Raw genomic sequence first — 13,047 nt, 5'->3', positions numbered from 1 at the left:
TTCTGCATGTGGCCGGGATCACTACCCGGGCCGCAGTCCTCGAAAAGAGCTTCGGACCTACCCGCTACCGCGCATCGGCGCGCGAAAGCCGGGCCTTCTAACACACCTTCCGCATGAGGCTTCCCGCCATTGCGCTTCCGAAAGAGCCGCCCATGAACCAAGAACCAGGCGAGACCTCAGCAGGTCTCGGATTAGTAGAGCCAGTGTCAAACGCTCCCGCAGTGCGATTGAGGCCGAACAAACTCGGCGTCATCGCCGTCGCGTTCTTTTCCATCGCCGCAGCAGCGCCCATGGCCGCCGTTGTAGGGGCCAGCCCGGTGCTTTTCGCAGCAAGCGGCCCCGGGACCCCGGTGATCTACTCCATCGCGGCGCTGCTCGTTGCGCTCTTCTCCGTCGGATACCTGCGGATGAGCCACCACATCACCAACGCGGGTGGCTTCGTCGCCTATATCGCCAAGGGACTGGATAACAAATGGGCCACCGCCGGTGCCGGCATCGCCATCCTCACCTATCTCAGCCTGCAGATAGGCCTCTGGTCCCAGTTCGGCGTCTTCGCCCAGCAACTGGTTGAAGGCCTCACCGGAATCGGAATACCCGTCTACGTCTGGATAGTCGTTGTCCTGGCATTGACGGCAGGACTGACGATGAAGGGCGTCGATGCGAGCCTGAAGGTCCTGGGCGTCTTGATCCTGGGAGAAACCCTAGTTGTCGCGGCCTTGGTTATCTCCCTCATTGCCCAGAAGGGGCTGGGAATCTTCACGTTTGAGGGTTTCACCGCATCGAGTGTCTTCGGTCCTGGCCTAGGGATCTCCCTGCTGTTCGCCTTCGCCTGCTTCACGAGTTTCGAAGCCACGGTTGTCTTCGCCGAAGAGGCGAAAAATCCACGACGGACGATCCCCCGCGCGGCCTACCTTGTCATCGCCTTTGTCGGAGTCTTCTACACGCTCTCCACCTGGGCGATCAGCGGCTCCATCGGAATAGACCACATCCAGCAGGAGGCAAGCAACAACCCCGCCGGAATGATCTTTGACCTCGCCAATGCCAGCGCCGGCCCATGGCTGAGCGTTGCCATGCAGGTCCTCGTTGTCACGAGCTTCATCGCCATGCTCCTGGGCCTGTCCAACATGTTCTCCCGGTACCTGTTTGCACTCGGCCGGGCCGGCGCCTTGCCCGCCAAACTTTCCTCCGTCTCCAAAACGGGAGCGCCGTCCTTCGCCGGTCTCGTCAACGCCTTGGTCGTCCTGGTCGTGATCAGCGCCTTCCTGCTGGCCGGAGCCGACCCCATCGGCATTGTCTTCTCCTGGTTCGTCGCGCTGGGCACGGCGGGCTTTATCACTATCTTGCTTCTGACCTCGGTTGCGATCGTCGCATTCTTCGCCCGAAACGGCGTCCGCGACAATCTCTGGGTGACGGTCATCGCTCCTTCACTGTCCGTCCTGGCCTTCATCGCCATCGGGTACCTGACCTTGGACAACTACGACGCCCTGCTCGGCGGTGGCGGCGGAGTCGCCCGTTGGCTCCTTCTGGGCATACCGATCTTTCTCGTCGCGGGACTGCTACGGGGGAAACAGAAGCCATCGATCGACTACGCCGCAGAAATCCTCTAACACCCGACATCAAGCCCCTCATGATTATCAAAAGGAACCACACCATGACCTCGACGGACATTCAGGACTACATCCCCGAAGACCAGTGGCCGCCAGTATCAGCCATGCTCGATGGCTTCGGAGACCAGACCCTCCCGGCGTCGCCCGAGCTGGCGGGCACCACCCTCCGCCTCCCGGGACAGGACGGGTCCACCGCCGAATACGGTTTTGAGGATGCATCCTCTCTCACCTGGCGTGTCTCGGAACGTGATGCCAACCGGAGCGGCACGGCCACCTACAAGGCCATCGAGGCGCGCCCCGGAATCTTCATCATTGACTTCGTCATGGGCCAAGGCGTCGACGCCGAGAACGTCACCATCATTCTCGACCGCAACACCGGGGCAGTGACCGCCGGCGTTTCCAGGTTCGTCACCGTCGACGGCAAAACCCGGAGCACCACTGAATTCAGCCACTCGAACACCTTTGGCTCGACCGTTGTGCACCAGCGGTCAACGGGGCTGGTCGGAAAGCGGATCTTCTACCGCTACAGCGATGTTGAAACCTATGAGCACATCTACCTGAACCCGGGCACCTTCACCTGGAACTGCATCCGGGGCGGCGAAGCAGGACTCGCCGACACGGACCGCTGCATGACTTGGGACGCCGCCGATGACCTCTACATCTTCTTCTGGACAGAGAAAGTCATGACTGTTGAGGCCGTGCTGCTCGTCGATCTCCGCGAGCAGCGCTCGATCGGACGCATGTTCGGATGGGACGATCCCGCCGCCGAACCCGTGATTCTGCCGTTCAACTCCAGGCTGAGCGTGCTGAATACCACCGAGTACCCGCAGGACACCCACAAACACTAGCCGGACATCGAGCAACGGCTTCATCCAGCTACTCGAAGAGGAGACCCCATGGAAACGTACGATTCATTGCTTGCCAGGATCACCCCTGCCACCGGCGAAACCCGGATCATCTTGGACCCGGCCACGGGCACTCCCGTGGGTGAGGCTCCCGTGCACACCGTCGAGGACCTCGAGGCCGCGATCGCCGCCGCCGCGGCGGCCCAGCCCGCGTGGGCCGGCCTGGGCCACGACGCCCGGTCCGCCGCGCTCATGAAGGCCGCCGACGCCGTCGAACGCTCCGCCGAAGAACTCGCCCGCCTGCTCTCCCGCGAACAAGGCAAACCGCTCAACGGCCCCAACGCCCGCTTCGAAGTCGGCGCCTGCGCCGCCTGGCTCCGCGCCACCGCCGCCACCCCGCTCGACCCCGAAACCGTCCTGGACGACGGCGAAACCCGCGCCGAACTGCACTACCGGCCCATCGGCGTCGTCGGGGCCATCGGACCCTGGAACTGGCCCATGATGATCACCATCTGGCAGATCGCCCCCGCCCTGCGCATGGGCAACACCGTCATCGTCAAACCCTCCGAATACACGCCCCTGTCCGTGCTCGCCCTGGCCGCGGTGATCAACGAAGAACTCCCCGAAGGCCTGCTCACCGTGGTCTCCGGCGGCCGCGACATCGGCCAGGCCCTGGCCTCCCACCCGGCGATCGGGAAAGTCATGTTCACCGGCTCCACCGCCACCGGCAAAGCGATCATCCGCTCCAGCGCCGACACCGTCAAACGCCTCACCCTCGAACTCGGCGGCAACGACGCCGGCATCGTCCTGCCCGACGCCGACCCCAAAACCATCGCCGAAGGCCTGTTCTGGGGCGCGTTCATCAACACCGGCCAGACCTGCGCCGCGCTCAAACGCCTCTACGTCCACGACTCCCTCTACGACGCCGTCTGTTCCGAACTCGCCGCCGTGGCCGCCGCCATGCCCATGGGCAACGGGCTCGATGAGAACAACGTCCTCGGCCCCCTGCAAAACCGCCAGCAGTACGACATCCTCGCCCGCCTCGTCGACGCCGCCCGCGACGCCGGCGCCCGCATCCTGCTCGGCGGCAACCCCGACCCCGCACAGCCCGGCTACTTCTACCCCGCCACCCTCGTCGCCGACATCGACAACAACAACCCCCTCGTGACCGAGGAACAATTCGGACCCGCCCTGCCCATCATCCGCTACACCACTATCGACCAGGCCATCGCCATGGCCAACGCGCTCGACGTCGGACTCGGCGCCTCCGTCTGGTCCCCCGACCCGGACGCCGCCCGCGGCGTCGCCTCCCGCCTCCAAGCCGGAACCGTCTGGATCAACAAACACGGAAACGTCGACCCCCGCATCCCCTTCGGCGGCGCCAAACAATCCGGCTACGGCCTCGAATTCGGCACCGAAGGCCTCAAAGCCCTCGGCCAACCCCAAATCATCAACGGCTAGACGGCAACGCAAACGCGGGCCACCCAACCAGCTCGCAGTTGTTGTCGTTCTCAGCCCCCAGAACGACAACAACTGCCAGCCAGTTGGGAGGCACGGACCGCGGCATTCCAGGGCCGTGGAGCACTGGGATGTGGCGGAAAATGCAGAATCCGGAGCAGTCCGGTGGGTGTCTGTCCACACTGGTTTCTTTGTTCTAGCGGCGGCAGATCGCTCATGTACTTAGCCGGGAGTGGAGCCAGGGAAAGAATGAAGTGCGACGAACCGAAAGCCGCCTAATCCGGCGGCGGCAACAGGTACTGGGCAAGAAGCCTCGGAAGTCCCGGCCTGCTGCGAGCGGCAAAGTAGCGAGTCAGTGAGAGCCCTTTGAGATCGGCCAGGCGCCCGCTTGGATCGCTCGGGACTCTCTGGAGTGCACTTCGAAACGATCGAGGGTGACCAGCCCCGACATACCGGATCTAATCGTCAAATTTCAGACCTCCCAAATCCGCGTCAAATGCTCCCTTGACAGAGCCAGTCTCCGGCCCTAAGTTTGTTGCAACCGATCTCAGCAACCGATCTCACTGCTAATTTCATAGATGCAACCGATCTCAAGGGAGAGACTCGATGATCAACTGGCTCCTCCCAACCGTCGGTGGCCCTCGTTTAGTAGGCGTCGATTGAGCACGGCATGCTCCCGCAACGGCAAACCAGTTCTCAGGAGAAACTCATGATCAAAAAGCGATGGAGCTTGGCGCTCGTCACAGCCGTCGTAGCCGGCCTCGCTCTCAGTGGCTGCTCCCCTTCAGCTTCGGAACCCAAAGGAGCTGTGACGCTCAATTACTGGGACTTCCTCGATCCCAGCCAGGCTAATCCGCGCTCGAAGGCCCTAAAGGAAAACATTGCCAAGTTTGAGGCGGCAAACCCGGACATCAAGATCAACCTCTCCGTTGTCTCGCTTGGCGACATGTTGAACAGACTGCCGCAAGCCGCGGCAGCAGGTCAGGCTCCTGACGTCTTTAAGATGTACACCCCCGTCGTTCCGCAGATGGCGTCTGCCGGCGTATACGCACCGCTACCTGAAGCTGCTTCCAAGGTGAGTGACTGGCTGCGTCCGATCGACACTCTTGCTGGCCCTGACGGCAAACCAGTTGCGGTGCCGTATGAATATCGAACCTGCGCCCTCTACTACAACCAAAAGATCCTTAACCAGATTGGCGCGACCGTTCCCACCACGTACGACCAGGTTGTCGACGTTGCTCAAAAAGCTGCCGCAGCAGGATTCACCGGCTTCGGGACCGGCTTCTCGGACACGGACAACTCGGCTATTATCAGCACCTTCTTCAACTGCTTCATGACACAGGTTGACCAAGAAATCTGGAACAAAGATGGACAAGCGGATTTCGCGACGGCCAAAGGAATCGAGTTTGGCAACTTCCTTGCAAAGCTCAGGGACGCAAAGGCTCTGGGTAGCAACGTCGTTTCAGACACTTACGGCACCGTAGCTGACGGCATGGCGAGCGGCACGGTCGCCATGGCAGTTTTGGGAACGGAGCGAGCGGTTTCCTTCAGCTCGCAAAACAAAGACCTTAAGTGGACGGCCTTGCCTAAAGCCAGTACCGGCGACACGACAGGTACCACCATTGGGTGGACCTTGGGCATAGGCAATGGCAGCAAGAACGCCGAGGCCGCCTGGAAGTTTATCGAGTACATGACCGGGCCGGAGGCCGGTGCCCTAATGGCAACGGGCGGTGAGGTACCCACCAGGGCAGCCACCTACCAGCAACCGTTCTTCTCCACTCCCGAGGCAAAGACCGTCAACGACATCGCAGCCTACGTCAAGGCCAACAGTAAACCACGCACTTATTCCAACACATGGACCGCGCTTGCCACTGGCCTCTCCCAAGCCGGGCAGAGACTGACCCTCAAAGGTTCATCAGGCAACGACTTTATCCGTTCCGCGCAGGATGCGGCCAACAAGAAGTAGCCGCCCGATATCAGGGGAGCCTGACGAAATCAGGCTCCCCTCGGAAGGAACATAGATAATGTCAACAAAAAGCCCCACACGACCACGCAGGACCGTGTCTTCCCCTTCAGGCGTCGAAACTATTCGCCGGGTCCGGAGGGATCGAATTGTATGGCTCTACGTTGCCCCCGTCAGCGCCGTCTTCCTCTTTGTTTTTGTGGGGCCGCTCATCTACACAGCGTGGACGGCCCTCCACGAGACAACCTACTACCAGATAGGCAAGTTCTCGGGGCTGAATTCATTTGTCCGATTGTTCTCAGACTCCGACCTGCCGAGCCGCATATGGACAACCTTGGTTTTCTCGATCGGCTCCTTGGTTATCGCACTGCCGGCAGGACTTCTGTCAGCGATCGTGCTCAACAATCTTCACCGCTTCAAGCGTTCCGTCCGGAGCCTGTTCCTGCTGCCTTGGCTGATGTCACAGGCCACTGCAGGAACCATCTGGCTTTGGTTCCTCAATCCCAATTACGGTCCTGCTTCTGCCATTACCAAATCCCTCGGATTCGGTCCTACTGATGTGTTCTCATCACCGACCAGTGCGCTAGTCGCAGTAACCCTGATGACTGCCTGGTGGTCCTACCCGCAAGCCATGCTCCTCTTCCTGGGCGCCCTCCAAACGATTCCTGAAGAGCTCAGAGAAAGCCTCAGAGTAGATGGTGGAGGTGTCTGGCACGGGTTTGTGAACATCACACTCCCCTACTTACGCAACACCATCGTCTCCGTCGTCGTCGTTCTTCTCATGCTGTACGTGCAGATGGTCACCATAATCCTGGTCACCACGAGAGGGGGCCCCATCGGGTCTACAGAGACGTTGTCCATGCGTGTCTACAACCAGATGTTCGACAAGTTTGATCTCTCCGGAGCATCTGCAACGGCAATCCTGCTTTTCGCCGTCAATATCGTCCTGACTCTCGTCGCCATTCGCTTCCGACGGAAGGAAAGCCTGTGAGCATCACAACCCCGCGCCGCCAGCGACGCCTGGGCAATTTCATTCGCGCAGTCCCGGTCTGGGCGTACATCATTCTGTCCGCCGCGGTCGTGCTTCCTCCGGTCGCATGGATTGTATCCACATCGCTCAAGACCGCTTCGAGCACGCTTGAATTCCCGCCAAGGTGGATACCGGCCCCATTCTCTTCCGAGGGCTATGTTGGTCTCCTGACGTCGACCAACATCCGCTTTTTCGCAAACTCCCTCATCTATGCGGGCGGCTCTATCGTCCTTGCCCTCGCCATTTGCATCCCGGCAGCGTATGTGGCCACGCGGTACCGGAGCCGCCGCATGGAAACTTTGATGACCGGGATTCTGGTCCTGTCCATGGTTCCTGCGATCGTGGTTTTCATCGCGCTGTACTCAATGTTTGTCAAGACCGCCTTGATCAACACCTACCCAATGCTGATCATCGTCTACACGGCAATCATCTGTGGACAAACCATCCTGTTTCTGCGAAATTTCATCGAGAACATACCCGTCGAAATCGAGGAAGCAGCGGCAATTGATGGCTGCTCCCGTATGCAGATTTTGTGGCGCATCATCCTCCCACTCATCCGGCCCGGTATCGCTGCTGTGGCAATCTTCATCTTTGTATTCGTTTGGAACGACTTCCTTGTGGGCACCGTCCTTGCCACCACGGAAGACATGAAGACCGTCCAGAACGGCATAGTGCGATACATCACCACCGGCTTCGGTAGCTTCTGGGGACTCTTCGCCGCGTTCATCGTCGTTGCTTTCATCCCCGTACTCTCAATCTTCCTGGCTTTTCAACGCTGGTTCGTCGCGGGAATGACATCCGGTGGTGTCAAGGGGTAGCTGAAGCCGCCGTTCAGCCGCACTTTCCAAAGAACCTCAGAAGGCAGGCCCCGTGACCGCTTACAACGGCTCATGGGGCCCGCCCTTTTGCATCCGTGAATGCAACATTGGCGGGCAGGGTGCACCCTGCCCGCCAATAGGCTACGGAAGAGCGAGTGACCTATGAGTCTTCGCTCGGGCGCCAGCCGGGCGCCTGAAGAAGCTCTACGCGATTTCCATCTGGATCGAGCAGGTAGATCAGCAGACCCCCTGCAACCGGTCCGGACGCTGGCGCGACCGGTTCGGACAAGGCCCTGTACCCGAGCTTCGTCATTCTCGCGTAGACCTTGCGCAAGTCGATATCCGTGAAGGCAAGATGTGCCGTGCCAGGCTGCGCTTCCGACGGATCAACGGCGGGCGGAGGATCCTCAACTTGGACCAGTTCCAGACAGAAAGTCCCGTCACCGGCGGTGAGCATCATTGCTTTGACCTTGACATTCGGACGGCCGTACAGCTCGCCGACATACGGGCCTGACGTCCACTCATTCAAACGGGTAAAGCCGAGCCCTTCGACGTAAAACCGGGCGCTGCGTTCCAGGTCTGCAACGTGCAGAGCAGTGTGATGATGACGGATTGCTGTATGCATTTTTTACCTCTAGTTCCTGCCTGGATCGAAATATCTGGTCAAAGATGAGTGAAGGAGCCTCCATGATTGCGAGGCAAGGCGCAGGGGGTCAGGTTCCCATTCCCAGATGTGCTCCGCCTGCGACGTCGAGGGACACGCCTGTGATGTAGCGGTTGTCGGGATCAGCCAGGAAAAGGACGGCGCGGGCAACTTCATCGGGTTCGGCAAACCGGCGCATCGGCAGTTGTGCCGCCCTCTTCGCCCGGTTGGCGGCTGCATCGGGGCCGGAATCTTTGGCGAACTGTGCCCACATGGGCGTGTTTACCGGACCTGGCGCGATGGCGTTGACAGAGATGCCCTGAGGTCCAAGCAATTCGGCGAAGGACCACATGATGTGCAGGACGGCGAGCTTGCTTGCGTTGTAGGGCAGATAGTTGAGGCGTGCTTCTTTGGCCGCCACGGAGGATAAGACCACGATGGCGCCGGCCGTGCCGGACTCAAGCATGGACTTGGCCGTTTCCCGTACCATCGAGAATGTCGCAGAGGCGTTGATCCGCAGAATGGAGTCGAACTCATCGGTGGTTGTCTCCATGATGCCGGGGGTGGTGCCGAGCACTCCTGCCGCATGGACGAGGACATCGATGCGGCCGTATTGGGCCGCGATGCCCTGCACAACCGATGCGCACTGTTCTTCCGAGGTGATGTCGAGGGGATAGAAGGCCCCTAAGGTCTGGTCCTTTTTAGGGGAACGATCAGCGCCAATGACAGTGGCACCGGCAGCTGTGAACGCGCTGACAGCTGCGTCCCCGATTCCCCCGCTGGACCCGGTTACCAGGACCACCTGGTCTTTGAGGCTCATCAGTTCTCTCCGCTCCGGGCGCGGGAGCACCGCAGTTCTCCTGCGGTCATGGCGTGGCTTGCTCGCTTCATGGCTAAATTCCTTAGTTGAGGTTGTTCAGTCAACGGTCGGGTGCGGATTAGGTTTTCGATGATGTGAGGGTGCGACCCATGCCCTCGGCCCGGAATGGTGCCGCTGCCAGGACCGCATCGGCGATTTCTGTAGCACGGAGTGCTTGGGCGAAAGAGACCGGCATAGCATCCGGCAGTCAGTGGCCAGGACATCGATAGTGAGGCTCCAGTCACCCTGATTGAGACCTTGAGGCTCCTGCCAGGGACACCAATAGCTCTGCAATGTGACTACGACACCCTCCGGAAAGTCGAGGGTGGAAATAACGTGCTCCGACACTGGGGATCCATACATGCTGCTGCTGGTACTGGTGGCCAGTACCTTCGGGTCAGCGCGCCATGAGTTGATGCTTTGTTTGTGCGCCGCGGAACGAATTGCCACGGCGATCACGTCCTGGCTTTTGACCCATTGAGCCACCAGGGATGCTGCAGGATGCTGATGAAGCGTATAACCGACCATGAGTCTCTCGTTCACCCCTGAAGCGGCAGCCAGGACGGCACCACCTTCGGCATCTGGTGCCACCGGCTTTTCCGTCAGCACCCGGAATCCCCTGTTCAGCAGATCTGCGCAAATGCCCGGCTGAATCGTCGTCGGCAGCGCTACGACCACGAGGTCCAAGTCTTCTGGGTGGAGTTCGGCTGGACTGGCCACCAACTGTGCGTCCAGCTCCTGAGCGAGGTCGAAGCCGCGATCGTCCTTCTCCACCAGAATGGTGACCTTGGCAACTGCCGCGGCCAATGCCCGCGCGTGCCGTGATCCCGCCCAGCCGGCCGCTCCGACGACGGCGACGCGCGGGGCATGGCCCAGCGGGGTCATAGTTTGACGCCGAAGGTCAAGCCGGAAATGAACCAGATAAACATCGAACCTCTCCTTTGAGATCGGTTGCTGAGATCGATTGCAACAAACATATGGTCGTGAAAAGCGTGTGTCAAGGATGTCTCTGGGCGGGGCTTTCCCGGCCGCGTTCGTCTTCAAGCAGGCGCGGCTTGTTCACCATCAGGGCTCCTGCCAAAAGCACCAGGAGCCAGGCTCCAAGCATGCCGAACGAAGGCAGCCATCTATCCCCCGGATCGTGCAGCAGACCGAAAAGGAACGGGCCGCCGCTCGCGAGGGCATAGCCGGCTCCCTGGGCGAACCCGGACAGGACCCCCGAACCGGCTTGCGTTCGTGTTCGCTTATTGATCAGCGTGAACGCGTACGAGTACACGCCTTGTCCGAGTCCGGCGATAACGACCCACACCATCGCGGTGGCGGGTGGAGCGAAGATGATGCCTCCGTAACCTACAGCGAATGCGACGACAAAGAGGATTGCCACGGGTAGCGGGCGGGACATTTTCACTACTACGAGTGGCACAATCAGGGCGACAGGCACGGTGAGGATTGAATAGACCGCCAGCATGGATCCCGCCGTTTCCTGACTCATTCCCCTGTCGACAAGAACGGCCGGAAGCCACGTGAGTGCCGCAAAAGTATTGCTCGAGAACCCTGCGAAGATCAGTGCAGCACCCCAGCCAATTGATGATCCCCAGGGTTTGACCGTGCTTGCAGCGGGATGTGGCCTGACCGGCGGTGACTCGGACCGGGCAACATCCTGCTTGCGTGCAAGAATAATCAGCCAAGGCACGGCGGCGACCGCGCTGAACACAGCCCAAATGCCAATGGAGAACCGCCAGTCATAGAGGTTGGACAAGGGTTTGGCACCTTGGGCGGCCACGGCCGTGCTTGCCCCCAGGAGTGTTACGTGGAGCGCCGCGACGATCCCCATGTGGTCGGGAAAATACTTCATCAGCAGAGGCGGAGTGAGGACATTAGCCGCCCCGATCCCCAGCATTGCGATCCCGGTAAAGGCCAAAAAGGCCGGGACGTTACCTGCCAGTGCGCGGCCGACCTGGCCCAGTGTTGTCAGCAGGATCGAGGCCAGCAGCAGGTGTTCGAGCTGGATACGCCGCAGGAGTGGAAGGGCCACGAACCCCATCACGGCGAAGCCGGCGGTCGGCAGCATGCCCAGGGTCCCTGTCGTCACGGCGTCGAGGGGAATGTCCTCGCTTATTGGACGAAGGAGTGGGGACACCGCCGAAACCGCTTCTCTGGCGCTGAATGCGACCAGCAGGATGCCAGCAAGAGCGGTGAGCCGGCCGCGCGGCGGTTGGCTCACCGCTCCTCCGGCTTGTGGTCTGCCCTGGCGGAGGCGAAGTTGAGCTATGTCGGCACCTCCCTATTTTCAGCAGATTTGTTCAAGCTCGGTTGGACTTAGCTTGCGTTTACCGCATGGCTGGCCCATTCCCGACCGGCTTGCTCCTCCGTCGGCAAGCCGGAGGCCGCGAGGATCTGGTCGAGCAGGCGTTGGGTGTAGACAGCTTCGCGGCCTGAGGTCAGCGGCTGCGCCCGGTCGGCGACCCGGTCGAGGAAATGGTGAACGGCGGCAGAAAAGCCCAGGGTGTCCGTCGCAGTGGCCCAGCCAAACGCCTCGGCGCTGAGTTCCCGGGATGTGGTGACTCCCTGGACAGTGGTCGAAACCGTCTCCGGTGCCCTGACCTCGACGGTCTTCCCGTCGCCGTAGGCGTCGAGTTTTTCATTCCAGGCACCGGCGGTTCGAGCTGCCATCAGCACTCCGGTGTTGCCCGTGCTGAAGCGGATGACGGCCGCGACCCCGTCTTCTTCCCACTGGTCATTGCCGGCTGCATGCGCGGCGACATCCACGGGTTCCCCGCCGCAGTACCAGCGGAGCAGATCGACCATGTGAATCGCGTTCTCGAATGTCGCGCGGTATTCCGATCCAGGCCGGTTTTTCTGGGCGACGCAGAAAGTGGCGCCGTTGGTGCCAAAGACTTCCCGGCCGGCTGTGTAGACGGGTGCATACCGGCGGTTGAAATCAACCATCAGTATCCGTCCGCGCTCGTCGGCGAGATCGGCCAGACGTTCCGCTTCACCAGTTGCCGGAGCCAGGGGCTTCTCGCAGAACACGTCGACGTCACGGCTGAGGCATAGCTGGACGGCGTGGGCATGTTCGGAACGCGGGGTCAAGACGAAAACCGCATCCAGCTCCTGTGCGGCCAGCATGTCCTCCACCGTTTTGTACGCAGAGTTGAAGCCCCAGCGCCGGACCAGGCTGCTTGGATCCTCGCGCCGGGAAACCAAGGCAGCCAATTCAACGTCGTCGCGTTGCACGAGGGTAGGCAGCTGGGCAATGGTGGCGATGTTTCCGGCGCCGATAACGCCGACGCGGAGGTGGTTGGCGTTCATCAGGCATTCCTTACTTTGGCCGGATCAGTGAGCATTGAGCGCAGAACGGCGACGGATTCCTTGAATCCGTCCTCGGGTGCGGGGAGGTCTTGCGGGTGCCAACGGTATTCAAGCTCGATGCTCAGTACGTCGTCGTAGCCGTGCTGAAGCAGAGCGGCGAGGATCTGGGACCACGGAACGACGCCGCTTCCGACAACGCGGGACCGTACGGCCCGCTCTGAGGCGTTGACCCTGGCCGTTTCCGTGGCACGGAAGGCCGCGTTGGGATCCGTGAAGACAAGGTCTTTCACGTGGACGTGACCGATCAGGTCTCCTTGAACAGCGAAGGCTTCTTCGTAGTTTTCGTCGTGCGTGAAGGTCAGGTTCGCCTGGTCATAGAGCACCCGGACGGACGGGTGGGCAATTTCCCGGACCAGGGCCGCTGTGTCCGCTGCCGTCTGGGTCATGGTGCCGAAATGGTTCTCCACGCAAAGGCGGACGCCGGCCTGCTGGGCTTCGGGGGCAAGGGTCTC

Annotated in this window: 12 protein-coding genes; 6 read left to right on the top strand and 6 right to left on the bottom strand. The window is 60.9% G+C overall.

What is annotated here, in order from left to right; genetic code table 11:
- The first annotated feature begins 221 nt into the window (after window positions 1–221).
- The 6 genes from AB0O52_RS07710 to AB0O52_RS07685 all read left to right on the top strand — a co-directional run bounded on the left by AB0O52_RS07710 (window position 222) and on the right by AB0O52_RS07685 (window position 7,721).
- Entirely contained in the window at window positions 222–1,607 is a 1,386-nt protein-coding gene (locus AB0O52_RS07710) for an APC family permease (protein ID WP_364535662.1), read from the top strand.
- 44 nt (window positions 1,608–1,651) lie between these two features.
- The gene (locus AB0O52_RS07705) at window positions 1,652–2,455 is read left to right on the top strand and encodes a MoaF C-terminal domain-containing protein (RefSeq protein WP_364535659.1); all 804 of its coding nucleotides are present in this window, start codon (window positions 1,652–1,654) and stop codon (window positions 2,453–2,455) included.
- Between the two features lie 48 nt (window positions 2,456–2,503).
- Window positions 2,504–3,913 (top strand): aldehyde dehydrogenase family protein, encoded by a 1,410-nt coding sequence (locus AB0O52_RS07700; protein ID WP_364535656.1) that lies wholly within the window; start codon window positions 2,504–2,506, stop codon window positions 3,911–3,913.
- 805 nt (window positions 3,914–4,718) lie between these two features.
- On the top strand, window positions 4,719–5,876 hold the full coding sequence (locus AB0O52_RS07695) for an extracellular solute-binding protein (RefSeq protein WP_364535653.1): 1,158 nt from the start codon (window positions 4,719–4,721) through the stop codon (window positions 5,874–5,876).
- A 94-nt stretch (window positions 5,877–5,970) separates the two neighbouring features.
- Window positions 5,971–6,864, top strand: coding sequence for a sugar ABC transporter permease (locus AB0O52_RS07690; protein ID WP_364535650.1), 894 nt, complete (start codon window positions 5,971–5,973; stop codon window positions 6,862–6,864).
- Entirely contained in the window at window positions 6,861–7,721 is an 861-nt protein-coding gene (locus AB0O52_RS07685) for a carbohydrate ABC transporter permease (protein WP_364535647.1), read from the top strand. The genes AB0O52_RS07690 and AB0O52_RS07685 overlap by 4 nt, the downstream gene beginning before the upstream one ends.
- A gap of 160 nt (window positions 7,722–7,881) precedes the next feature.
- Here AB0O52_RS07685 and AB0O52_RS07680 read toward each other — a convergent pair whose 3' ends face one another.
- The 6 genes from AB0O52_RS07680 to AB0O52_RS07655 form a co-directional block, all read right to left on the bottom strand.
- Window positions 7,882–8,346, bottom strand: a complete 465-nt coding sequence (locus tag AB0O52_RS07680; RefSeq protein WP_364535644.1) for a VOC family protein — start codon at window positions 8,344–8,346, stop codon at window positions 7,882–7,884.
- Window positions 8,347–8,434: 88 nt separating this feature from the next.
- Window positions 8,435–9,184, bottom strand: a complete 750-nt coding sequence (locus AB0O52_RS07675; protein ID WP_364535641.1) for an SDR family oxidoreductase — start codon at window positions 9,182–9,184, stop codon at window positions 8,435–8,437.
- 96 nt (window positions 9,185–9,280) lie between these two features.
- Complete coding sequence (locus tag AB0O52_RS07670; protein ID WP_364535638.1) at window positions 9,281–10,108, bottom strand: Gfo/Idh/MocA family oxidoreductase; 828 nt, start codon at window positions 10,106–10,108, stop codon at window positions 9,281–9,283.
- Between the two features lie 112 nt (window positions 10,109–10,220).
- The gene (locus tag AB0O52_RS07665; RefSeq protein ID WP_364535635.1) at window positions 10,221–11,447 is read right to left on the bottom strand and encodes an MFS transporter; all 1,227 of its coding nucleotides are present in this window, start codon (window positions 11,445–11,447) and stop codon (window positions 10,221–10,223) included.
- Between the two features lie 95 nt (window positions 11,448–11,542).
- The gene (locus tag AB0O52_RS07660) at window positions 11,543–12,535 is read right to left on the bottom strand and encodes a Gfo/Idh/MocA family oxidoreductase (protein WP_364535632.1); all 993 of its coding nucleotides are present in this window, start codon (window positions 12,533–12,535) and stop codon (window positions 11,543–11,545) included.
- A partial coding sequence (locus tag AB0O52_RS07655) for a sugar phosphate isomerase/epimerase family protein (protein ID WP_364535629.1) occupies window positions 12,535–13,047 on the bottom strand: 513 nt, incomplete at its 5' end. The genes AB0O52_RS07660 and AB0O52_RS07655, both read right to left, overlap by 1 nt.

This window comes from Arthrobacter sp. NPDC080073, assembly GCF_040686575.1.
GTDB lineage: Bacteria > Actinomycetota > Actinomycetes > Actinomycetales > Micrococcaceae > Arthrobacter.
This window is presented reverse-complemented; position numbering and strand designations above follow the sequence as displayed.